The following is a 22,717-nucleotide window of genomic DNA, read 5'->3' as shown; positions in this document are numbered from 1 at the left end:
TCACCAGAATGCCCAACCATTTTTCGGTCATCCGCAGGATTCGCCCAGAGACTGGGTGCACATGTGCCGGAGCCTTGCTCTGCCACGTGTGAAAGCACCCTCGGCGGCCTTTACGGAGATCTGGTTGATGCGGGCGAACTCGACGATGGAGATACCGTCGGCCCGCGCGAGCATCACCTGCCGCTCCCGGCCGCGGAGCTGCCCGGCCTGCCGGAGCAGCCAGCGGCCGAATTCCCGGTCGCAGACGGCTTCCTCCAGCATCTCCGGCTCCCCGTCGGTGATGCGCAGGAGCAGCCGCTGCCAGCGCTCGCGTTCCCGGTAGCTGTCGATGCACAGCCGCATGGCGACCGTGGTCAGGAAGGCCCCGAGCCGGTCGCGGTCCAGGTCGCGGTGGGTCGCCGCCCGCAGCATGGCCTCCTGGACGCAGTCCTCGGCGTCATGCGGATTGGGCAGCCGGCGCCGGACCAGACGCAGGAGGCGCTCGCGATGCTGAAGGACTTCAGTCCAGTAGGAATCGCGGCATAAGTGCATGCGCATCACCAATGATCGAACGAAAGAAATGTTCCCGGCGATTGGGTTCACGCATGCCCTCATGGCACGAAAATCCCCTCCACTCTTTCCACCCCCTCGCCCTTCCTTTTCATTCTTCGGCGGAAACACCGGCTTTCTGCCCTGGGGGGAGGTGGTTAACCCGCACATCACACCCTTCCTTCGTTTGAATGAGAAAATGAGAAGGGATAACAGTATCTTCGGTTCGGTCGATCCACGGTTCGGTGCTCCGCGGGCGGCGGGGCCGTGGCCGGCACGGAATCGCCTCTTCGCCTGACGGTCGGCATCGCGGCCGCTACTGTCCTGCACCGTGGAGGAAAGTGGACCAGAGACCCTCCGGTTCTCCCTGCTCGGCCCGCTGCGTGCCTGGCGGGGCCCCGCCGAACTGGCGCTCGGCCCCCCTCAGCAGCGCGCTGTGCTCGCGACACTGCTGCTGAGCCGGGGGCGGGCGGTCGGCGTCGCCGATCTCGTGGACGGGATCTGGGGTGCGCAGCCGCCCCGGGGTGCTGTGGCGGTGGTGCGCACCTACGTCTCCCGCCTCCGCAGGCTGCTCGAGCCCGAGCGGACGCCGGGGCGGCCGTCCGGGCTCCTGGTCTCCATCGGGGACGGGTACGCCCTGCGGACCGACCGGGTCTCCAGCGACCTGGCCGAGTTCGAGGAGGCGGTGGCGCGGGCCGGGCAACGGCGCGCCGCCGGTGACCGAGCCGACGCGGTCCGGTTGCTGCGTACCGTACTGGCCGCCGGGGACGGTGCGGCACTGGCCGGCGTGCCCGGTCCGTACGCCGAGGCCGCACGGGCCGACCTGGCCGAACGTCGGCTGGGCGCCTTGGAGTTGAGGCTGTCCATGGAGCTGGAGCTGGGCAGGCACGAGGCGGTGGTGCCGGAACTGCTGGTGTTGCGTGACGCGCATCCGCTGCGTGAGGCCGTGAGCGAGCTGCTGCTGACCGCTCTGTACCGGTGCGGGCGGCAGGCCGAGGCGCTGGAGACCTACGCGAGGACGCGCCGCATCCTGGTCGACGAACTGGGCATCGAGCCGGGCCCGTCCTTACGTGCCGTACACGCACGACTTCTGGCCGGTGAGCCCGGGCGTGCTCGGCCGATGCTCGACGAACCGACCAGGGCGGCCCCCGCACCGGACAGTCCCGGTGGCGGCCCTCGCCCGGAACCGGACGCTCCCGCACCGGCCCGCCGGACCGGAGCCGTGGGCCCTGCCCAACTCCCGGCCGATCTCCCCCTGTTCACCGGTCGCCGCACCGAACTCGACTACGTCGCAACCCTGTTCCCCGAGGGCGACGGGCCGCCCGGCACCGCGGTCATCGGCGTCGTCGACGGAATGGCGGGGACCGGCAAGACCACGCTCGCCGTGCACTGGGCCCACCGGATCGCCCACCGCTTCCCCGACGGCAGCCTCTACGTCAACCTTCGCGGCTACGACCCGCACGGCTCCCGCATGCTTCCGGGCTCCGCGATCGAGATGTTCCTCGTGGCGCTCGGCGTGGCCCCGCAGGCGGTCCCCGAGGGACTCGACGCCCAGGCCGCCCTGTACCGCACCGTCCTCGCCGACCGGCGCGTCCTGATCGTGCTGGACAACGCCGGTGACGCCGGGCAGGTACGGCCGCTGCTGCCCGGCACACCCGGCAGCCTCGTCATCGTCACCAGCCGCAGCCGGCTCGGTGGACTGGTCGCTGGGCACGGCGCGCATCCGATCACGCTGGGCCTGTTGAGTGCGGAGGAATCGTTCGAGTTGCTGACCCGACGGCTGGGCGGCGCCCGCGTCGCCGCCGAGCCGGAGGCCGTCGCCGCCATCGCCGACCTGTGCGCCCGGCTCCCGCTGGCTCTGGCCATCGTGGCGGCCCGCGCCGCCCACCACTCGGGCTTCCGGCTCGCCGCCATCGCCGAGGAGCTCCGGCACGACCACGGCAGTCTCGACGCGTTCGTCGGCGACGACATCGGCACCGACGCCCGTGCCGTGTTCTCCTGGTCGTACCAGGCACTGTCCCCTGAGGCGGCAGGGCTCTTCCGTCGCCTCGCCCTGCACCCCGGCCCCGACATCACCACCGCCGCGGCCACCGCGCTGACCGGCGCACCACCCCGTGGAGTCCGCGCCCTGCTGACCGAGCTCACCGGGGCGAGCCTGCTCATCGAACGGGTCCCCGGCCGGTTCGCCTTCCACGACCTGCTGCGCGCCTACTCCGGTGAACTCGCCGGGACCGAGGACGGCGAGAGCACCCGCGGCCCGGCGCTGCTGCGGATGCACGACCACTTCCTGCGCACCGCCCACAACGTCTCCTCGGTCCTGGACCCTTTCCGCGAGACGATCGCCCTGCCGCCGGGTACAACGGGCAGCGAGCCCCTGCGGTTCGACGACCGGGCGCAGGCGACCGCCTGGCTGCGCGCGGAGCGGTACGTCCTGCGCGCGATCGTCGGGCACGCCGCCGCCCACGGCTACGACGAACACGCCTGGCGCACCGCCGCGGCCCTGGACGTCTACTTCAACCGGCTCGGTTTCTGGCACGACCTCCTGGAGATCAACAGCGTGGCGCTGGGAGCGGCCCAGCGGCTCGGCGATCCCCTCGGCCAGGCGTACTCCCTGTGCGGTCTGGGCATGGCGCACGCGCAGTTCCACCACGCGGAGCCCGCGGCGGGCTGCCTCGAACGCGCGCTGGACCTGTTCCGTGCCGTCGGTGACCCGTTCGGTCAGGCCCGGGTCCATCGCGCCCTCGCCTACCTGGGCAACCGGACGGACCGGCGCACCGCCGCCGTCGACCACTACGCACAGGCCCGCGCGCTGTTCCGGGCCGAGGGCGACCGCAACGGCGAAGCCGGTGTGCTCAACCAGGTCGCCTGGACGTACATCCTGATCGGCGACCACGCGAAAGCCCTCGACCGCTGCCGCGAGAGCCTTCTCCTCTACGACGAGACGGGCGACCCCTACGGAGCGGCCTCGACGCAGGACACCATCGGGTACGCCTACCACCACCTCGGCCGGTACGCCGAGGCCGTCGAGCGGTTCGAGCGGTCGGCGCGCCTGTTCGCCGCGATCGGCGACCGCTATCTCGAAGCCGACGTCCTGCGTCACCTCGCCGACACCCACCGCGCCACCGGCGACCGGGACGCGGCCCGCGAGGCGCTGCGGTCGGCACGCGCGCTGCTGGAGGAGACGGGTCATCCGGACGCCGAGGACGTGCGCAGGATCCTGCGCGAACCGGACCTCGACGAACCGGACGCCCCGGCGGGCGGCTGACTACCGTACGGACCCTGCTCCGTCGGTCAGCACGCCACGTCCGCCTCCTCCTCCCGCAGGTCCTCCACCTCGACCCCGTGTTCCCGCAGGGCCAGCCGCAGGCTGCGCAGGGCGTAGTACACGCGGGACTTCACGGTGCCGCGCGGTATCCCCAGGTCCTCCGCTGCCTGCTGGGTGGTGCGGTCCGCGAAGAACGTCGCCCGGAGCACCTCGCGGTGCGCGGGCGTGAGCATCTGCAGGGCCTTGTGCAGCACCATGGACGACAGCATCCGTTCGATGTCGTCCACCTCGGCGCACATGTCGCCCAGCCAGTTGGTGCCGCTGATCTCCAACGGGCGCGCCAGCCGGGTCCGGTGCGCGTCGATGACGAGGTTGCGGGCGACCCGGAACATCCAGGGCCGTACGGCCATCCCCTCGTCGTCGGTCAGGTTCCCGTTGTTCCAGCAGCGCAGCAGCGTCTCCTGGAGGACGTCCTCCGCGCGGTGCGTGTCCCCGTCCAGCATGCGCAGCACATACGAGTAGAGGGCCGGGCCGTGTTCCAAGTAGAGGTCGCGCAGCGCCCGTTCCTCGGGCGAGACCGCGCTCGCCGATCCGATGGCCGTGACGTTCATGGACATGCTCCTGCTTCTCCGCCTGACCGGCTCCGGCCGATTGCGGGCCGGAGCCGGGTCTCCTGGGGAAGGGAGTGTTCCGAGGGACGGTCCACGTCCGTTTGACGCCCGTTGTACGAGGCGATTGACGGGCCGGTCAGCGGCGGTGCGGGCCGCACGCGCGGGGTTCAGGCGTACGCGGCCTCCAGCGCCTGCACGTATCTGTGGACCTGTTCGGCGAGTTCGACGTGGCCCGGCGGCAGCGGACCGCGACGGTTCAACACGCCCCACATGTGCAGCAGTTCGCGTCCATGGGCGACGGCGGTCCGCGAGTCGTCGAGCTGCTGCCAGGCCGCCGCCGCCCGCGCCACCTCCGTCGGCGCCCGTTCGTCGCCGGCCCCGCACCGGATCCGGGCCACGGCCAGCGCCAGTACGACGGCCTCGCGGTAGTCGCCGCGCAGGTGCGCGAGGTAGGCCTCCACGGCCCGGGCCTCCACCGCGTGCGGGTGCTCGGCGCCCACCGAACCTGTCAGGCTCTCGCGCAGCGCGGTCGCGTCGGTGAACGCCTCGTCGAGCCGACCGGCGGTCGCCAACGCGTTGATACGGCCGAGCCGTTCGGCGAGTTCGGCGGGAAGGTCGGCGGCGGCGGGCGCGGGTGCGGGGGCGGAGGCACGGGCGGCGGCCATGGCACGGGCGCGGGCGACCGCGGAGGCGATGGCGGAGACCGGGGCGGCGACCGCGGGGGACGTCTCGGGTTCCGGAGGCGCCGCTTCCGCCATGTCGAGGACGTGGCTGGAGCCGTCCGGCGAGACCTGGAGGACGAAGTGGGCGGCGCCGGGGCCGTCGTTCACCGTCGCCTCGACGGCGGCGTCGCGCTCCTCCGCGTACCGCTGCAGCTGGTCCAGTACGGCCTCGTGGACGGACTGGCCCGGTGGCGGGACGAGAGGGTGTCCGTCGATCTCGGCGAGTCCGCCGTCGGAGATGCGGACCCTGAACTGGTCCATGACCGTCGTCTCCATGAGCGTGGTCTCCATGGCTGTGCTCCTCATGTGCCGGAAGTGGCGGTGTCGGTGGGGCCGGGCGCGGTTGACACCGGGGCGGTGGGTGTGACGCCGGGAGTGGCGCCGTCGGGCGGGGCGCCGACACCCTGGTACTTGGCGAACTGGGCGCGGATGGCGAGGACGTAGCTCAGGGCGTCGTTCGACTCCGGGACGCCCTTGGCCGCTTTCACGGCGTCCATCCCGATGGCGTAGCCGGCCAGGGCGAGGTCCAGGACGCTGTTGGTGGTGTTGCCGTCCTTGTCGGTGGTCTTCACGACCGTGCCGTTGTCGAGCAACGTCTGTCCCTGGCCCGCCAGATCGCACATGTAGCGGCCCAGGGCCATGATCGAGTCCTTGTTGTCCGTCGCCTGCGTCTTGCCGTTGTTGTCGTCGTCCTTGCCGTACTTGCCGAAGATGTCCGGCGTCAGCTGTGAGATGCCCGTCTCGCCGTGCGGCCCGACCAGGGTCGAGTTGAAGCCGGACGCCTTCTCCAGCTGGGAGGCGATGACGATCGGGCCGATCGCGTCGCACTGCTCGCCGGCCTTCTGGATGGGGTCCACCAGGTCCGGGGGGACGGTGGCGGTGTCCAACTCGCCCTTCCCGTCGCCCTGGAGGATGGTCATCATCTGGTTCGCGGTGGCGTTGTCGCCTGCGTAGTTGTCGGCGCTGCCGCCGCCTCCTCCGAAGAGCAGGATCAGCGCGATGAGCGGGGCCAGCAGGACCCCGAGCCCGCCGAAGATGATGATCAACGGCACGGCGCCCGCCACGGCGAGCGGGATCATCACGCAGCCGCCCACACCGGCGCCGGCCACGCCGTACATGACGGCCTTCGAGCCCGCGCCGTCCTCGCTCTCTCCCGCACCCATCCGCGTCCTCCGCCTTCTTCGGCTCGTCTTGAACCGCTGTGGCCACATGGCCCGTTGTGCTGTCCGACGGACCCGGTAGACCGAAACGGGCCCCGTGGCGAAAAAGTTCAAAACAGTGGAAACCGGATGAGCCAGAACAGCGGAAGCACGAGGCAAGAGGGGGGCGGGACAAACATCATGGGCAGTCCTTCGGCACCACAGCCGGGCCCGCAGTCATGGGTACGGGGACCCAGGTCCACACAGTCCGCGCAGCCGGCACGCCCGGCGACGGACGGCGGCACGGCCGTCCCCGTCGGACCTCCCGCACCCGCCGTGTACCAGGCCCCCGTCGGGCAGACGGCGTACTCCCCGCACCAGGGCTTCGGCGGCGGGCTGCCGTCCGCACCGCTGCGGCAGGGGGCGCCGCCGGCACCGCGGGCGCAGACCGTCGTGCGGCCCGCCCCGCGGCCCGTCGCTCCGGTCGCCCCCCGGTCCAACGCCCCCGCGCGCAGGGCCGGTTCGGGCCGTCCGGCGGAGCAGGGCCGGGGTCAGCCGAAGCGGCCCAGGACGTCCTCGCGCGGCAGGCCGCGCGAGGACGTCGGGTGGGTCAAGGCGCACGGCGGCTCCGGCGCCACCTCGCTGGCCGAGGCCCTCGGCGGAGTGGACGTGGGCGCCCGCTGGCCGGAGCCCGGGCGGGGCGAGCCGTACCGGATCGTCCTGGTCGGCCGGACCAGCGCGAGCGGACTGCGGTCCGTGTCCCGGGCGCTCGGCGCGCTCGAGGACGGCGAGGCCCCGCAGGGGCTCGAACTGCTGGCCGTGGTGCTCGTCGCCGACGCCCCCGGACGGCTGCCGCTCAGTCTGCTGCGCCGCATCCGGGTGCTGCGCTCCGTCGCCCGCGTGCACCGCGTGCCGTGGATCCCGGCATGGCGCACGGACGGCCGGCTGAAGTACGTCCCCGGACAACTCGTCACGCTCTCCCGGCTGGTGGGCAGCGACGTCTACGGCGAGGGAGCCATGTCGTGAGTCAACTCCTCACCGCCACGCAGTACTTGGCCGCCGGGTTCGACCCGGGCGGCGACGGCCGGCTGATCATCAACACGCTCTCCTGGTGCGCCTCGGCCTGTGGCGTCGCCGGACTGATCATCGTCGGCATGCAGATGGCGCTCCAGCTGCGCCGCGGCGACCCGGGCGAGGGCGGTGAGCACTTCCGCGGCGTCTTCTTCGTCGTCCTCGCCTGCGTGGTCGCCACCACGGCCGGTCCGCTCGTCACGTTCATCGGCGATCTGACCCTTCAAGGCCCGTAAGGCCAACAGACCTTCCAGTACTGCCGGTTCACCCTCCCGCCCACCGCTCAGGCAGGGCGCTGAATTCTCGGAGAGTCCCCATGTCCGCAATGCTCTACGAAGCCTCCAACATCCTCGCCGCCGCCGTTCCCCAGCCGAAGAGCGACGCACCCCCAGAACTGGCCACCAAGGTCGACCTCGTCCTCGGCATCCTCGCCTGGGCCGGCACCGCCGCCGGTGTCTGCGGCGTGCTGGTGACCGGCGCGATGATGGCCATCTCCGTGAAGCGGGGCGAGAGTTCGGAGCACATGAGCCGCCTCGGCATGGTGCTCGGCGGCTGTGTCCTGGTGGCCACGGCCGGCCCGCTCGTCCAGTTCGTCTTCAACTAGAGGGCGCGGGGCAGTGGGCATACTCAAGCGCGGAGAACAGCGGTCCGAGGAGTCCGGGCCGTACTGGAAACAGCGCAGTTGGCAGGCGTCGGCGGGGTTCCTCGCGCTGGTCGTCGTGCTGGGCGTGATCGCCACGCTGACGTCCGGCTCGGGCACCGCCGACCGGGCCGCGGCGCAGGCGTCCAAAGGCCCGCTGTCCGGCACCGTCACCAAGAAGGACGGCCGTCCTGGCGGCTGCCGTACCGACGACAGCGCGGGCGACGCGATACCCACGTCCGTGCCGAAGGACATCAGTTGGCACACGCTCGGCATCGGGCGGGTGCCGGTCTCCGCCTCGGCGGGGCCGACCAGGATGCAGGGCGCCGTGTGGTGGTGCTTCGCGCACACCCCCATGGGAGCCGTGCTGGCCGCCACCGACATCCCCACCCAGATGAGCGGATCCCAGTGGCGCACCGTCACCGACCAGCAGGTCGTCGCCGGGCAGGGACGCGAACTCTTCGTGTTCCAGCGCACCGCCGTCCCGGACACGGCCGGTTCGGACAGCGCCCCGACCACCTCGTCGTACGCCGGGTTCCAGGTGACCTCGTACACCAGCGGGGCGGCGTCCGTCGTGCTGTTGATCAAGAGTGACCAGGGCTATGCCAAGACCACCGTCTACGTGCACTGGAGCGGTGGCGACTGGAAGATCCAGCCCGACGGCAGCGGGAGCCTTTACTCACAGTTGACCTCCGAGCAGAGCGCCGTCGGCTACACACTCTGGGGGGCCTGACATGGCGGCCTGCAGCAACGGGAATCCGCTGGCGGACGCGATCACCGGGTTCTTCAGCTTTCTCGGCAACCCCGTCGGGACGGTCATCGATCTGATCGCCAAGACCATCCTCGCCGCCGCGATCGCCGTGTTCGCGGGGCTGGCCAAGACTGTTCCGACCCTGGACGACACCACCACCTCGCACGACCTCAGCAACAAGACATCGTGGATCGTGGTCTATCTGGCCGTCGGTTCGCTGCTGTTCGCGGCCGCCAAGATGGCGATCGAGCGCAGGGGCACCGCGGGCGTCACCGCCCTGAAGGGCATCATGCGGGTCGTTCTCGTCTCGGGCGCCGCCACCACCATCTGCGTGGCCGCCGCCAGGGTCGCGGACAACTACTCCAGCTACCTGTTCGACGATTCCGTGCAGAAGGCGCTGGACAACATCGGGGCCTGCGGGGACATCAGTGACATCCAGTCCTTCCTGCTGCTGATCCTCGCCTTCCTGCTGCTGCTCGCGGGGATCCTGCACACGATCCTGATGTACATCCGGCTCGGCGTCATGATGATCATGCTCGGCACCCTTCCGATGGCCGCCGCGGCCTCGATGACGGACTGGGGCGCCGGCTGGTGGCGCAAGCACATCGGCTGGATGATCTCCTGGCTGCTCTACAAGCCCGCGGTCGCCCTCGTGCTGAACGCCGGCATGTCGATGATCACCGCGGGCCAGAATAGCCCGACGGGCGCCAACGTCAACACCCGCATCGCCGGTATCGGCGTGATGCTGCTGTCCGCCATCGCGCTCCCCGCGCTGCTGAAGCTCGTCGTACCGGCCGCCGCTGCCATGGGCACCGGCAACCCGATGGCCTCCATGGGCCAGGCGGGCAGCCAGCTGGCCAGCGGTGCGGTGCAGGTCGCCGCCATGAGCGGTTCGTCCGGCGGCGGCGGTGGTGGCGCGCAGAAGGGCCCGAGCGGAGCGAGCGGCACCGGCGGCGCGTCCGGCGGCAGTGGTTCGGACGGTGCGTCCGGCGGCAGCGGTTCCGACGGCGCGTCCGGCTCGGGAGGTCCGAGCGGTGCGGGCAAGAGCGGTGGAGGTGCCGGCAAGGCCGCGGGCGGTGCGGGCAAGGAAGCCGCGGCGGCGATGGGCGGCCCCGCCGGTATGGCGATCCTCGCGGCCGTGGCCGCGACCCAGGTCGCGAGCTCGACCGTCTCCGGCGCCGTCGAGGGGGCCGACGGAGAACTCGGCAACAACAAATGAGCCCGGGGGAGTCCCTGACACCGGGGCCGTACGCCCGTAGCTCCGCCTGGCGTCGTCTCCCCTGACGAACGGCCGCCGGGCGCCCTCCCCCGGGGCGTCCGGCGGTCTCCCCACCGGCCCCGACCCACGCCGCACCACCGTCACCTCACGAAAGGAAACCGTCACATGCCCACGGAAGCCGTCTCCCATCCGACCTACGGGAACTGGCGCAGGCCGAGGCGCGCGGGGCTCGGACCGCTGGGACTCGTCGGCACCTTCGTGATCTTCGGCGGTCTCGTCGCCACCCTGCTCGCGTCGCTGATCTCGCTGTACGCGGCGATCATCGTGTTCGTGCCGGTGGTCCTGTTCCTCATCCCGCTCACCATCCGCACCCAGGACGGCCGCAACGTCTACCAGCTCTTCGCCCTGCGCGTCGGCTGGTGGCGCAGGAAGGCCGCCGGCTCGCACCTCTACGTCTCGGGCCCGCTGTCCGCGCGTCCCGGCGGCCGGTTCCGCCCGCCGGGCCTGCTCAACAAGGTCACCGCGAGCGAGGGCCGCGACGCCTACGACCGCCCCTTCGGGATCCTGCACCACCCGCAGCGCGACCTGTACACGATCGTCCTGGGCTGCGACCCCGACGGCGGTTCGCTCATCGATCCGGACCAGGTCGACGTCTGGGTCGCGCTGTGGGGCGAGTGGCTGGCCCGGCTCTCCCACGAACCCGGTCTCAAGGGCGCCACCGTGATCGTGGAGACCGCCCCCGACCCCGGCACCCGGCTCGCCCACGAGGTGCTGCCCCGCATCCACCCGAACGCGCCGGCCGCCGCCCGCGCCGTGATGGAGGAGGTCGTCGAGCGCTACCCCAGCGCCTCCTCAGAGATGCACACCTACGTCACCCTCACCTACGGCAACCCGGCCGGCCAGAAGCGCAGGAAGGAGGACGTGATGACCGAACTGGCCATCCGCATCCCCGGCCTGCTCAGCGGGCTCGTCGCGGCCGGCGGCGGTGCCGCCTACCCGCTGTCGGCCGAGCGGATCGCCGAGGTCGTCCGGGTCGCCTACGACCCCGCCGTCGCCGCCGACGTCCTCAACGCCCGTGCCCTGGAGGGCGGAACGGGCCTGGAGTGGGACGACGCCGGTCCCGCCGCCGCCGTGGAGACGGTGAACGCCTACCAGCACGACTCGGGTGTCTCCCGCACCTGGATGCTGACCCTGGCGCCCCGCGGCACCGTCCGCTCCTCGGTGCTGCGCGGCATGCTGGAGGCCGCCCCCGGCACCCGCCGCAAGCGGGTCGCCCTGGTCTACCGGGCCATCGACCCCGCCACCTCGGCCCGCATCGTCGAGGCCGACCGGCGCAGCGCCCAGTTCATGGCCACGTCCGGCAAGGGCATGGTCCAGGCGCGCGCGGCCTCCGAGGTGCGGGCGGCCGAACAGACCGCCGCCGAGGAGGCGTCCGGCGCCGGACTCGTGGAGTTCTCCCTGATGCTGACGGTCACCGTCGACAACCTGGCGGAACTCGCCGACGCCAGCGTCACCGTACGCAACCTGACCGCGGCGTCCCGGGTGCTGATGCGCCCCGCCGACCGGATGCAGGCGGCCGCGTTCAGCTGCACCCTGCCCGCCGGGATCCTTCCGTGGGAACAGACCCTCGTCCCGCACGAACTGCAGGAGGCGCTGTGAGCCGCCGTAGCGAGGAGAAGCTGGCCGAGCGCGCGGACCTGATGGCCGAGGAGCAGGCGCTCCGGGACCTGGCCGCGGGCGGGTCGGGGCTGGTCGGCCTGGACGGATCCGGCGCCGAGGCCGCCGCGACGAAGTCCGCGAAGGCCAGGGCGAAGTCCGACGCCAGGCGCAGCGGCAAGGGCAAGGCCCCGGCCAAGCCCCGCGAGCTGTACATCCCGGCCCGCGGCTGGGAGGGCGCCGGCGGTGGCCGCGTCGGGTACATGGATCCGCCCACCATGTGGCGGGCCACCACCGTGCAGGCCTGTGGCATGTGGCCGTTCGCCGCCGGTTCGGGCTCGCCCATGACCGGGGTACCGCTCGGACAGCACCTGTTCACCGGGGCCACGGTCTGCGGCGACCCGCTGAACTGGTTCACCCGGGCCCGCTACATCTCCAACCCCTCCCTGTTCATGCTCGGCATGCCGGGCCTGGGCAAGTCGACCCTCATCAACCGGATGCTGATCGGGCTCGCCGCGACCGGTGTCGTCCCGCTGGTCCTCGGCGACCTCAAGCCCGACTACGCCGACACCGTCCGCGCGCTCGGCGGCCAGGTCATCTCCATCGGCCGCGGCCGGGGCGGCATCAACGTCCTCGACCCGGGCGCCATGGGCGAGGCCGCCGCGAAGGTCGGCGGCGAGGCCGGCGAGGTCCTGAAGGCCGAGGCCCACGGCCGGGTGCTGAACATGGTCGCCGCCCTCATCACCATCGTGCGCGGCCGGCCCATGGACGACCATGAGCAGTCCGTGCTCTCCGCCGTCCTGCACCACCTGCGTGAACGCACCCGGCCCGGCCGCAGCGTGCTGCTGCCCGACGTGCTGCGGGTCCTCACCGAGGGCCCCGACCGGGTCCGCGCGGTCACCCTCGACCGCGGCGACGACACCCGTTACCGGGACGCCGTGGACCCGCTGCACCGCTCCCTGCTCGGCATCCTCGACGGCCCGCTCGGCGACACCTTCGCCTCCGAGACGTCGACCCGCATCGACGCGAACGCCCCCGCCGTGTGCATCGACATCTCCGGCATCGGCGAGGCCGACACCCAGCTCACCGCCGCCGCGATGCTCGCCGCCTGGTCGGACGGGCTCGGCACGGTGGCCGCCTCGCACGCCCTCGCGGATGCCGGACTCGCGCCCCGGCGCTGGTTCTTCACCGTCCTCGACGAGCTGTGGCGCCCGCTGCGCGCGGCCTCCGGCATCGTCGACCGCATCGACGCCCTCACCCGCCTCAACCGCTCCCTCGGTCTCGGCGACGCCAAGATCACCCACACCCTCAAGGACGCCGAGGCCCTCGGCACCGACGCCGACCGCGCCAAGGCGCGCGGCTTCGTCGAGCGGGCCGGCATGGTCGTCTGCGCCGGGTTGCCGAAGACCGAGATGGAGGATCTCGGCAAGGTCGTCGGACTCTCCCGCCGCGAGATCGAACTCGTCTCGTCCTGGTCCTCGCCACCCGGCTGGGGCGTCCGCGGCGAGGACGAGGAGCCGCCGGGCCGCGGCCGCTTCCTCATCAAGGTCGGTGGCCGCCCCGGCATCCCGATCAAGGTCGCCATCACCGACGCCGAGCGCGACCTGCACAACACCAACACCCGCTGGACGACCAACGAGGCGGCCATCGAACAGGCCGCCGCCCGCGCCGCCGCGGAGGTCGCCCGGGCCGCGCAGGAAGGACCCCTGCCCCTGGCCCTCCCCGGCGACCCGAGCGCCCTCGCCCTCCCCGGCGCCCCGGGCTTTCCCGCCGTGGAGGCGTCGGCCGGGGGGTGGACGGCGTGAGCGGGCCCCGCAGTACCGACCTCGGTGACCAGCTGCAGTGGGCCATCGCCGCGCTGGCCGCCTTCGGCATCTTCGCGTTCACCATCGTGTGGGCCGGCGGCACCTTCGGCGCCGGCCTCGCCGGCTACGGCTGGGACGCCCCGCCGTTCGCCATGTCCACCGTCTCCGCCCTGATCTCCGCCGGACCGACCGCGCTGTGGCCGGGCACCCCGGCCGCCGTGCTCTACGCCGGCATGTTCGGCCTGCTGGCGCTGATCGCGGTGCCCGCCGCCCTCGCCGTCAACTTCGTCATGGACCGCGGCAGAGCGCCCAAGGGCCTCGCCGGGAAGCGCGAACTCGCCGCCATGTGCCCCAAGGGCATCGAGGCCCGCGCCCGTGAACTGCGCCCCACCCTCAAGGGCCGTGCGGAGGTCCGCCCCGACGAGACCGGCAACCTCCTCGGCGACCTCGACCCCAAGGGCCCCGAACTGCGCAGCAGTTACGAGGACGTGGAGCTCGACCTCATGGCCCCCCGCGCCGGCAAGTCCACCGGCATCGCCGTCCCCCGGGTGCTGCGCGCCCAGGGCGCGGTCCTGCTCACCTCCAACAAGTCCGACGTCTACGCCGTCACCCGCGCCCAGCGCGAGAAGGCGGGCACGGTGTGGACGTTCGACCCGCAGGGCATCGCCCACGCCCCGCGCGCCATGTGGTGGAACATCCTCGGCGAGTGCCACACCATCGAGGGCGCCCGCCGGATGGCCGGTCACTTCGTCGCGTCCGTCAACGACGACACCGCGAAGAAGGACTTCTGGATCTCGGCCGCCCAGAACACCCTGACCGCGCTGTTCCTGGCCGCCGCCCGCGGCCGGGCCCCGCTGCAGGAGCTCCTCGCCTGGCTCGCCGACCCCGCCGACCGCACCCCCGTCGACCTGCTCCGCGAGGTCGGACTCGTCGCGATGGCCGAGCAGTTGCAGGGCACGGTGCGCGGCGCGGTGGAGACCCGGGACGGCATCTACGAGACCGCCCGCCAGACCGCGTCCTGCCTCCTCGATCCCGAGATCCTCGCCTGGGTCACCCCCGATCCCCGGCTCCCGGAGTTCCGCCCGCACGAGCACGTCCTGGGCACCGACACCCTCTACCTCCTCTCCAAGGACGGCGGCGGCTCGGCGGCCGGCGTCATCGCGGGTCTCGCCGACGCGACGATGCGGGCAGGGGTCGTAGCGGCCGAACGCATGGGCGGCCGGCTCGACCCGCCGCTGACCGCGGTCCTCGACGAGGCGGCCAACGTGTGCCGCATCTCCGATCTCCCCGACCTGTACTCCCACTTCGGCTCGCGCGGCATCAACGTCGTGACCCTGCTGCAGAGTTACCGCCAGGGCGCCCGCGTGTGGGGCGACGTCGGGATGGACGCGCTGTGGAGCGCGGCGACCGTCAAACTCCTCGGCGCGGGCCTGGACGACGCCGACTTCGTGCAGAAGATCTCCACCCTGGTCGGCCAGCACGACGTGAAGACCCCGAGCATCTCCCGCAGCAAGGACGGCACTTCACGCTCGTACTCCTACCGCCAGGAGTCCGTCCTGCCGCCCGACAGGATCCGCGCCCTCCCCAAGGGCACCGCCCTGCTGCTGGCCACCGGCGTCAAGCCGGCCCTGATCCGGCTGCGCCCCTGGTACAAGGAGCCCGGCGCCGATGTCATCTCGGCGGCGGCGAAGGCGGAGACGGCGGCGATCACCGAACGCGCAGCGGCTCGTCTGCTGCCGGGCCTGGGCCCGACCCTGGAGAAGGACAACGTCGTGGAGATGGACAGCTACCGGGGCGCCGCCACAGCGTGACGGCCCGCAGCACCAGCTCGGCCGGCGCGTACCGCACTCGCCCCATCAGCCATACCCCCAGGGCGAGTTGGGCACCGTACAGCACCACGCACCCGGCGAGGACGACGGCGGTGCCGACCCGGTCGTAGAGACCGAGGCCGTAGCCGGTGAAGACGAGCGCGAGGACCAGCGACTGGGAGAGGTACTGCGTGAGGGCCATGCGCCCGGAGGCGGCCAGCACACGGCCCGCCGCCGGGCGCATTGCGCCGACCAGCAGGAGCAGGCCGCAGGCGTACGACGCCGTGAGCGCGGGCGCGGTCAGCAGCGACACCGCGTGGCCGACCAGGAACCAGCGGCTGTCCAACGGCCCGTTTGCACAGCACGCGGTGACGATCCCGCCGGCCAGGCCGACCGGCAGCCACCGTACGACGACCCGCCTGAGCCACGCTCGGTCCCGGCCGCGCCGCTCCACCAGGCCCGCCTTCGCCGCCGCGAGGCCGGCCAGGAACGCGGCCAGCATGTCCGGGGCGTACAGCACGTTCGCGCCCATGGTCGACGGCAGTTCGCGCAGACGGGCCCCGACGACCGACAGGAAGCCGCCGCGGTAGGCGGCCACACTGCGCGCGACTTCGGGGGCGTACTGCGCCGGGGTGACCGGCCGGGTGAAGGCGACGGTCAGCAGCCCGTACCCGAGCAGCAGCACCGCGAGGCCCGCCACCAGACAGACCGCGACCCGCAGCGCGGCCCGGGGACCCAGCCCGCGCAGGCCGTACAGGACCAGTCCCAGGACGGCGTACGTCATCAGGATGTCGCCGGTGTAGAGCAGCACCGCGTGCAGGAGTCCGAGGCCGAACAGCCCTGCCGTACGCCGGAGTTGACGACCGGCGGACCCGCCGCCCGGCTGCCTGGCGGAGCGTTCCTGGAGGACGAAGCTGTAGCCGAAGAGGAACGAGAACAGCTGGTAGAGGGTGGTGGTGGCGGTCACCGCCCAGGCGGCGGCCCGGTCGACGGCAGTGGCGTCAGGCCCGCCGCCGAACGCGGTGTAAGGACCCGCCATCAGCTGGGAGTTGACGAGCAGGATGCCGAACAGGGCGAACCCGCGCAGCACATCGACGTCCTGGACCCGCCCGGGACCGACCGTCTCGCGCCCGCTCACCGCGTCAGCCGGGTACCGCAGACGAAGGCCACGGTCGACGTCAGGAACCACCCGAACGTCGGCGACAGCAGATACCGCGGGGTCCAGAGCCGGGCCGCCGTGGGCCGGTCGCGCGGGTAGCACACGGGCACCGTCCCGCCGACCGGCGGCAGTCCGCGCAGCGACCCGTACGCCCCCGTGTCCACGACGACGGGCCGCCCCAGGTGGTCGGTGAACAGCACGAGCCCGGTCCGCCGCCGGTCGCCCGCGACACGCGGGATCACGGTGCCCGTCACGAGCACTCCGCGCACCCACAGGCGCGCCACGGTCACCAACTGCCGTACGGCGAGCAGGAGAAACCCGAGACCCACCCCCGTGCACAGGGCGAGCAGCAACAACCTGGCGTCCATACGGTCCCCTTCACCGGCCGTCGTACCTCTTCGCGCACAACGTCTGCCGCGGGCCGCGGGTTCACGCCGTCACCTCCTCACTGAACCGCCGTACGGGTGGCGCCCGTTGTGCGTACGCATCCTCACCGACGCGTACGAAGGGAGCTTCGGCCCAGATGAGACGGCCTCTGCGCACACACGGCCACCGGGCGGCGACAGCCGTCGCCCTGGCCTGCGCCCTGACGGCGGCGAGCCAACAGGGCGCCCGGGCCGACCCCCAGACCCTCACCGAGGTGCAGGCCAGGCTGGAGAGCCTGTACCACCGGGCGGAGGTGGCGACCGACAAGTACGACGCGGCCGACGGCAGGGTGAAGGCACAGACGAGGCGTGTCGGTTCACTCACCTCCCAGGTCCGCGCGACCGAGGCGAGACTGACCCGCCTCAACTCCCTTGCCGGAGCTGCGGCCAGGGCCCAGTACCGCGGCGGCGGAGTGCCCGCCGAGCTCCAGTTCGCGCTGGCCAGCGACCCCGGACGGGCCCTGGACAACGCGGGGTTGGCGCTCCAGGCCCAGCAGAACACGCAGAACCTTTTGACGGACCTGAAGACGACGAAGGCGTCCCTGCGCACCCGCACGGACGAGGCGGCGGCCGAACTGACGCGGCTGCGGGCGAGCCGGCGCGCGATGGCGACGCAGCGCCGGACGATCGAGCAACACATCGCCGAGGCAAAGGCGTTGGAGTCCTCGCTGGCGGCGAAGGAGCGTGCCCGCCTCGCCGACCTGGAGAAGAACGACGCCGACCGGGCCCAGGCGAAGTGGGAGAGCACGGGCATCCTCCAGAAGGTCGGCACCGACGCGACGACCGCCGGCCAGAAGGCCATCGCCTTCGCCGTCAAGCAGATCGGCAAGCCCTACGTCTGGGGCGCCGAGGGCCCCGACTCCTACGACTGCTCCGGCCTCACGTCCCAGGCGTGGCTCGCGGCGGGTGTCACCATCCCCCGCACATCGGAACAGCAGTGGGCCCAGCTCAAGCACGTTCCGATCGAGGACATGCGACCCGGTGACCTGATCGTCTACTTCTCCGACGCGAGCCATGTGGCGATCTACGTCGGGGGCGGGAACATCATCTCGGCGCCGCGGCCGGGGCGGGTGGTGTACGTGTCGCCGGCCGCGTCGATGCAGATCCTCGGGGTGGTGCGGCCGGACGCGTGAACCGGCGGTGGGGTGGCCTCCGTTGTGCTGCACGAGCGGGGGCGCAGCACAACGGGGGTCACACTGCCGAGCGACAGCGGGAGAGCCATGTCAACCACACCGACGGAGAAGCCACCTCGGGCTTCCGGGGCGGAGCGGGACGCGTCCTTCGAACGACGGCGGCCCGAGGCCGAGCCGGAAGTGCCGGCCGCTGAAGAGAAGAAACCGCCCGCACCACCGCAGTTCATCCTCTACAAGCAAGGGCCCGCCTACGTGCAGGCACTGCGGCAACTGACCCTGTGGACCCACCATGTGCTGCTGCCGGTGTACGGCAGAGAGGTCACCACCGCGTCCCCGTGGTGCTCATGCTGGTGGGAACATCCCGAAGCGGTCGCCCAACTCCACGCTCTGTGGCTCGCCTGGGGCGAACTGACCGGTCCCGGGTCCGACATGACCGGGCCTGCCAGCTGGCACCGCGACTACCTGCCCGGGGTCATGGACAGCCTGCGGAGCCCGCAGGGTCCCTTCGCCGGATGCAAGCCCGGCATGCACCGCCCGAAGGAGACGCCCACCGTCGAGGCCGTGGACCCCTTCGGGCCAGTACCCCCACCGGCCTGAGAAGGGCCTGGGGAGTCGCGCCGGAAACGCGGTTCGGCACGAACGTGGTGAACCGCCGCCCTCGCAGACCCGTTGTGGTGGTCGAACGGAGTACACATCCGATCGGCTGCGCTGGACTCGGCGCCGCCACAGGCTCCGCACGGAGCGACCATCCGTTCAGAAGGAAGGGTGAAATGGCAGGGCCGAACTCGGTTGGCTCAGGAGGCAGCGGTTCTTCGAACGCCAGCTCCTATACATCCGTCGAAATCACCGAGCGCCGTGTACGGAAAGACAAGGGTAAGGGACGGCGACAGGAGGTAGTGGCTGAGGCTGTGGTGAGAGACTCAGCCACGCCCGCCCCGGAGGAAACGGCACCCCAGCTTCCGAGGGGCGCCCAACGCGGTTGGTACGACTCGTTTGCCAATGCGTTCTACGCCCATACCTCCAACGACAAGCAGAAGTCATCACACGAGAAGGTCTCGATTTGGGACGTAGCCAAGAACAGGTGGCATTCCCTCCCGAAGGAATATCGGCACGTCGCCAGGTCGCTCCTCGACTTCATTCCCAATGCGGCGCAGGGTGGGGCGACCTTGGCCAGTGGGAAGACGGCGATAGCCCTGAAGGCGGGCGGAATCCTGGGTCAGGCCGCCATCGGCAGCTCGGACGTCACGAAGCAGATCAACAACTACCGAGAGGGCGGCTGGGGAAACGTCGACAAGATCTCGGGAGCTGCGGGCCTGGCCCGAGTCGTCGCCGCAGGTGGAAGCACCGCAGCCACTATCGGCGGCGCGACCCCCATCTGGCAAAGGGTCGACGCGACGTCGACTTTCGTGGCTGGCGGGGCAGTCATGGGGAAAGAGGTGCACGAGCATCACGAGGAGAGCAAAGCGGAGTTGGCGCAGAGGACCGCGGACAACTTCGACGAGGAGGAAATGGGCTACTACGTGGGGCGGCGGCAGCCCGACCTGGAGTCCCACGGCGTGGGCGGTCACGACTCAGTCCACGACAACAACAACAGCTACTACTCGAACTATCCGGCCGAGCACATGGGATACGGGTCTGTGCCGCCCGCGCAGGACAACGTGATCTACGCGCCGAACAATGTGATCTACGCGCAGACCAACGTGTCCTACGCGTACGAGAACCAGATCGACGGCGACTTGTACGACGCGTCGCCGCGGATAAACCCTGTGTACTCCGCAGAGCCACCCATCCAGGAGTTCGATTCCCTGTCCCTCAACCCACCGCGCCATGAGTCCTCCTATGCGGGTCCCAGCGACCCTGCGGCGGTCGAGGCGGCGCACATCCGTAGGAGGAGGACGGACAGGACAAGTGAAAAGGCCAACGCATCCCAACACGTGACCGGAAGAAGGTAACCACGCCTACCGGCTTCGCCCACACGGCCGCGCCCTCGGGGCGCGGCCGCTGTCGTGTTTGCGCCCGGCCTGAGAGCGGGCGGTGCTGATGCCGAAGGACCTTACCCAGCCCGGTGTGTTGCACCGGGCATGCCCGGCCGTGTGAGAGGCCGACGGCCACCAGCAGTTCCGCCGGCGAGTTCGGGAACCGGTTGGTCAGTACCCGAATTCCCTGCTTTGCGCTTTCGCTCAGTTCCTCTCCGAACCAGATGAACTGGAGCTTTCCGGCTCGCGGACCGGATCGCGATCGGGCATGTGCGTTCCTCCTTGGTGCGGCGACCGGACGTGCCCGGCCGCCACGAAGAACGGGCCGGCCGCACCATCGTGTTGGTGATGATCGCGACCAGGCGAAGGGAGTGGCGACATGACTACCTTGGCCCCGGAGCCGACGGAGTGGGAGTTGGAGCAGAATCGCCCCGCCTTCATCGGCTGCATGGACGGCGCCGAGTGCGGGGGCGCCCTGTACCGGCTGTCGTTGTGGGTACGGCACCTGCTGCCGGCCGGTGTGCGGCAGGGAAGTCACCTCCTGCGCCCTCTGGTGCACGAGCTGGCGGAAGCACAAGGAGGCGGTGGCGCAGTTGTACTGGCTGTGGATGGAGTGGCGGGAGCTGGCCGGACCCGAGTCCGGAGCGAGCGGGCACTCGGCCCGGCACCGTGACCATCTCACCCACGTCATGGCCTCGTTGCGGGATCCTTCGGGCCCTTTCGCGGGTTGCAAGGACGGCTCCGCCCAACAGCCTGACCACCTCGGTAAGCCGGTCCCGTAGCCGCTCAGGGATCTCGCCCACCTTGCACGTCGAACTTGTACAGCAGCTCGAAGTCGTTCCTGCCGCCCAGTCCGAACACCGGCCAAGACATCTGTGCTATTGGTCTGTCACATCTCTCCGAACTCACTGCGGGCTCCGGCCCCGGTCGCGTCGCACAACGGCCCGGCGGAACGGAAGGTCACGTCCTGCTCACCGGGCATTCGGACTGAACCGCCGGGCGTAGTAGCCCCGTTGTGCCTCACGAACCCGGCGTCGGTGTCCAGCCGACAGATCACCGCCGGACGGACGCGGAGGTAGGCACATGCCCAGCGCTCACACGTGGCGGTTCGCGCCGCAGGGTCTGCTGAAGCGGCGCCGCCGCGGTGCGGACACGGACGGATCCCGCGCCCGGCAGAACCCGCCGCGACCGGCGGGCGGTGCCGTACGGCTTCCCGAGACTCCGCTGCCCGCCGGCCTGCCGCCGTTGCCGGCGGGATTCGAGCCGGCGGCCATGACAGGTCAGCCCCAGCACCTGCCCGACGTAGCGGCTTCCCGGCATTGAACCGTTTCCGGTGAACGGTTCCCGTGGAGCTGTCCGCCATTGAACCGTTCGTCCCGGTGGCCCGTTGTCGCCCGTGTCAGCACCTCCGACTCGAAAGAGGGGCAACGTGGCACAGAACAGCACGCCTTCCCCAAGCCGGCCGCGGCTGACAAGGAGCGCGTCCGGAATGGCGAAGGCCGTACTCAAAACCGAGTACGGCCTGAACAGGGAGATCAGCGCGGACAGAGCGCGCGCGGCGGAACCGGATCCGCTGGACGGGATCTGGCAGCTCCTGCGTCGTGCGGCCGACCGGGTCATGCGCGCGGTGGGTCTGAGAAGAGGCGGCGGGGACGCGTCGCCCGGAGGCGAACCGGAGCCCGAACTCTCCGGTCGGGGCCAGGGCCAGGGCCAGGAGCAAGGCCGGGGTCAGGAGCGAAGGCAGGGCCAAGGGTCGGCGGCCGAGGGCGTCGAGCAGGCTTGGGGACCGGTGCCCGAGCGCCAAGGGGTGCTCCTGTCGGAGAAGACCCGGTCGCTGCACGAGCGGATGATGAGGCTTGAACAGTGGCTCCACGGACTCCGGCCGGCTCAGCGCGAGGACGTCGAGGACGCGATCCTCAAAGAACTGCGGGGACGCGGGAACAAGAAGCTGCTGCGGGCGCTCATCGCGTCGCCCGACAGCATGCCGGTCCTCGCGGAGGCCTTCAACAACGCGACGGTACGGGAGTCCGAGCGCATGGCGCCCTCGGGCTCGGGCGACGTACGGCCTCCTGAGCAGCGCCGGTCGAACGGTGAGGTGCGGCCGGAGGGGACGGCCGAAAAGGTGTTGAGCGGGGCCGGGGACAGAACCATTGCCGCCGACGCGACACAGTTCGAGGCGGTCCGAAACCCATGGGCGCGCCCGGCGCGGTCACGGGACTCGGCGTCTCCGAGAAGTTTTCAGGACCCGGCCGACAACGCTCGTCCCGACGTGAACTCCCTCGAAATGCTCCGGGAGCGGCAGTTCCGCGAACGAGAATCCCCCACTCCGGAGATGCAGCACGTGGAGCACTACGACGGGGGCGCATTCCTCAGGGGCTCACCGGAGGGACTGCGACAGACACCCACGGCGACGCCCACACAGGCGGAGCCGCCGTCGCCGGAAGAACTCAGGTCGGCCGCCGCACAGTTGAACCCGCTGAGCACCGCTGATTTCGCCGGCCGCCCGAACTGGCCCGTCGGACAGACGCCGGAGTCGTCGCTGCTCGACCAGGTCGACCTGGCGGCCGGCCATGAGCCGGTGTCGCCCTTTCCGGACCACGTCGACCTGGCGGACACCCGCGAGCCCTCGTCCCCGCTGGACGCCATCGGTCTGGCGGTGGTCAACGACCCCACGGTCCTTCGCAGTCCTTCACCGAATCCCAAAAACGCTGACGCTCCGTCACATTCCCGTTCCTCAAGCCATGTTCGGCAGAACGGCAACAGCAACGGCGGCAGCCAGGCGAGGGTCGGCAGACGGTAGACCCGTCCC

21 protein-coding genes are annotated in these 22,717 nt (G+C 71.3%); 15 read left to right on the top strand and 6 right to left on the bottom strand.

What is annotated here, in order from left to right; genetic code table 11:
* Positions 1 to 27 precede the first annotated feature (27 nt).
* The gene (locus tag OG504_RS19945; protein ID WP_405996382.1) at positions 28 to 531 is read right to left on the bottom strand and encodes an RNA polymerase sigma factor; all 504 of its coding nucleotides are present in this window, start codon (positions 529 to 531) and stop codon (positions 28 to 30) included.
* A gap of 328 nt (positions 532 to 859) precedes the next feature.
* Here OG504_RS19945 and OG504_RS19940 point away from each other — a divergent pair, with 328 nt between their 5' ends.
* Complete coding sequence (locus OG504_RS19940; protein ID WP_405991024.1) at positions 860 to 3,793, top strand: AfsR/SARP family transcriptional regulator; 2,934 nt, start codon at positions 860 to 862, stop codon at positions 3,791 to 3,793.
* Between the two features lie 26 nt (positions 3,794 to 3,819).
* On the opposite strand, the gene OG504_RS19935 is transcribed toward OG504_RS19940, so the two are convergent.
* The 3 genes from OG504_RS19935 to OG504_RS19925 form a co-directional block, all read right to left on the bottom strand.
* On the bottom strand, positions 3,820 to 4,404 hold the full coding sequence (locus OG504_RS19935; RefSeq protein ID WP_405991023.1) for a sigma-70 family RNA polymerase sigma factor: 585 nt from the start codon (positions 4,402 to 4,404) through the stop codon (positions 3,820 to 3,822).
* Positions 4,405 to 4,571: 167 nt separating this feature from the next.
* Positions 4,572 to 5,417 carry a hypothetical protein gene (locus OG504_RS19930; RefSeq protein WP_405991022.1) on the bottom strand — a complete coding sequence of 282 codons (846 nt, stop codon included), beginning with the start codon at positions 5,415 to 5,417 and terminating at the stop codon, positions 4,572 to 4,574.
* Between the two features lie 11 nt (positions 5,418 to 5,428).
* On the bottom strand, positions 5,429 to 6,289 hold the full coding sequence (locus OG504_RS19925) for a lytic transglycosylase domain-containing protein (protein ID WP_405991021.1): 861 nt from the start codon (positions 6,287 to 6,289) through the stop codon (positions 5,429 to 5,431).
* Positions 6,290 to 6,601: 312 nt separating this feature from the next.
* Between OG504_RS19925 and OG504_RS19920 the strand changes: the two genes are divergently transcribed.
* From OG504_RS19920 to OG504_RS19885, 8 genes are all read left to right on the top strand, one after another.
* Positions 6,602 to 7,291, top strand: coding sequence for a hypothetical protein (locus tag OG504_RS19920; protein WP_405991020.1), 690 nt, complete (start codon positions 6,602 to 6,604; stop codon positions 7,289 to 7,291).
* The gene (locus OG504_RS19915; protein WP_405991019.1) at positions 7,288 to 7,572 is read left to right on the top strand and encodes a hypothetical protein; all 285 of its coding nucleotides are present in this window, start codon (positions 7,288 to 7,290) and stop codon (positions 7,570 to 7,572) included. The genes OG504_RS19920 and OG504_RS19915 overlap by 4 nt, the downstream gene beginning before the upstream one ends.
* 80 nt (positions 7,573 to 7,652) lie before the next feature.
* Positions 7,653 to 7,940, top strand: a complete 288-nt coding sequence (locus tag OG504_RS19910) for a hypothetical protein (protein WP_405991018.1) — start codon at positions 7,653 to 7,655, stop codon at positions 7,938 to 7,940.
* Positions 7,941 to 7,953: 13 nt separating this feature from the next.
* Complete coding sequence (locus OG504_RS19905; RefSeq protein WP_405991017.1) at positions 7,954 to 8,709, top strand: hypothetical protein; 756 nt, start codon at positions 7,954 to 7,956, stop codon at positions 8,707 to 8,709.
* 1 nt (position 8,710) lies between these two features.
* Entirely contained in the window at positions 8,711 to 9,946 is a 1,236-nt protein-coding gene (locus tag OG504_RS19900; protein WP_405991016.1) for a hypothetical protein, read from the top strand.
* 165 nt (positions 9,947 to 10,111) lie between these two features.
* Entirely contained in the window at positions 10,112 to 11,605 is a 1,494-nt protein-coding gene (locus OG504_RS19895) for an SCO6880 family protein (RefSeq protein WP_405991015.1), read from the top strand.
* 260 nt (positions 11,606 to 11,865) lie between these two features.
* Complete coding sequence (locus OG504_RS19890; protein ID WP_405996381.1) at positions 11,866 to 13,407, top strand: ATP/GTP-binding protein; 1,542 nt, start codon at positions 11,866 to 11,868, stop codon at positions 13,405 to 13,407.
* Positions 13,395 to 15,218: a type IV secretory system conjugative DNA transfer family protein gene (locus OG504_RS19885; RefSeq protein ID WP_405991014.1), complete on the top strand. Its 1,824-nt coding sequence runs from the start codon at positions 13,395 to 13,397 to the stop codon at positions 15,216 to 15,218. Before OG504_RS19890 ends, OG504_RS19885 begins: the two co-directional genes overlap by 13 nt.
* On the opposite strand, the gene OG504_RS19880 is transcribed toward OG504_RS19885, so the two are convergent.
* Together OG504_RS19880 and OG504_RS19875 are read right to left on the bottom strand one after the other, a co-directional pair.
* Positions 15,115 to 16,353 (bottom strand): DUF418 domain-containing protein, encoded by a 1,239-nt coding sequence (locus tag OG504_RS19880; protein ID WP_405991013.1) that lies wholly within the window; start codon positions 16,351 to 16,353, stop codon positions 15,115 to 15,117. The two genes, OG504_RS19885 and OG504_RS19880, sit on opposite strands and share 104 nt — an antisense overlap.
* Positions 16,350 to 16,742, bottom strand: a complete 393-nt coding sequence (locus OG504_RS19875; RefSeq protein ID WP_405991012.1) for a hypothetical protein — start codon at positions 16,740 to 16,742, stop codon at positions 16,350 to 16,352. Before OG504_RS19875 ends, OG504_RS19880 begins: the two co-directional genes overlap by 4 nt.
* A gap of 155 nt (positions 16,743 to 16,897) precedes the next feature.
* On the opposite strand from OG504_RS19875, the gene OG504_RS19870 reads away from it, so the two are divergent.
* From OG504_RS19870 to OG504_RS19845, 6 genes are all read left to right on the top strand, one after another.
* The gene (locus OG504_RS19870; protein WP_405991011.1) at positions 16,898 to 17,932 is read left to right on the top strand and encodes an NlpC/P60 family protein; all 1,035 of its coding nucleotides are present in this window, start codon (positions 16,898 to 16,900) and stop codon (positions 17,930 to 17,932) included.
* Positions 17,933 to 18,019: 87 nt separating this feature from the next.
* Positions 18,020 to 18,529: a DUF4913 domain-containing protein gene (locus OG504_RS19865; RefSeq protein ID WP_405991010.1), complete on the top strand. Its 510-nt coding sequence runs from the start codon at positions 18,020 to 18,022 to the stop codon at positions 18,527 to 18,529.
* A 173-nt stretch (positions 18,530 to 18,702) separates the two neighbouring features.
* Entirely contained in the window at positions 18,703 to 19,884 is a 1,182-nt protein-coding gene (locus OG504_RS19860; protein WP_405991009.1) for a hypothetical protein, read from the top strand.
* 542 nt (positions 19,885 to 20,426) lie between these two features.
* Entirely contained in the window at positions 20,427 to 20,690 is a 264-nt protein-coding gene (locus tag OG504_RS19855) for a DUF4913 domain-containing protein (protein WP_405991008.1), read from the top strand.
* Positions 20,691 to 20,991: 301 nt separating this feature from the next.
* The gene (locus OG504_RS19850) at positions 20,992 to 21,231 is read left to right on the top strand and encodes a hypothetical protein (protein ID WP_405991007.1); all 240 of its coding nucleotides are present in this window, start codon (positions 20,992 to 20,994) and stop codon (positions 21,229 to 21,231) included.
* A 166-nt stretch (positions 21,232 to 21,397) separates the two neighbouring features.
* A complete protein-coding gene (locus OG504_RS19845) occupies positions 21,398 to 22,708 on the top strand; it encodes a hypothetical protein (protein ID WP_405991006.1) in 1,311 nt (436 codons plus the stop codon).
* Positions 22,709 to 22,717: the final 9 nt, after the last annotated feature.

This window comes from Streptomyces sp. NBC_00986, assembly GCF_045162565.1.
Taxonomy (GTDB): domain Bacteria; phylum Actinomycetota; class Actinomycetes; order Streptomycetales; family Streptomycetaceae; genus Streptomyces.
This window is presented reverse-complemented; position numbering and strand designations above follow the sequence as displayed.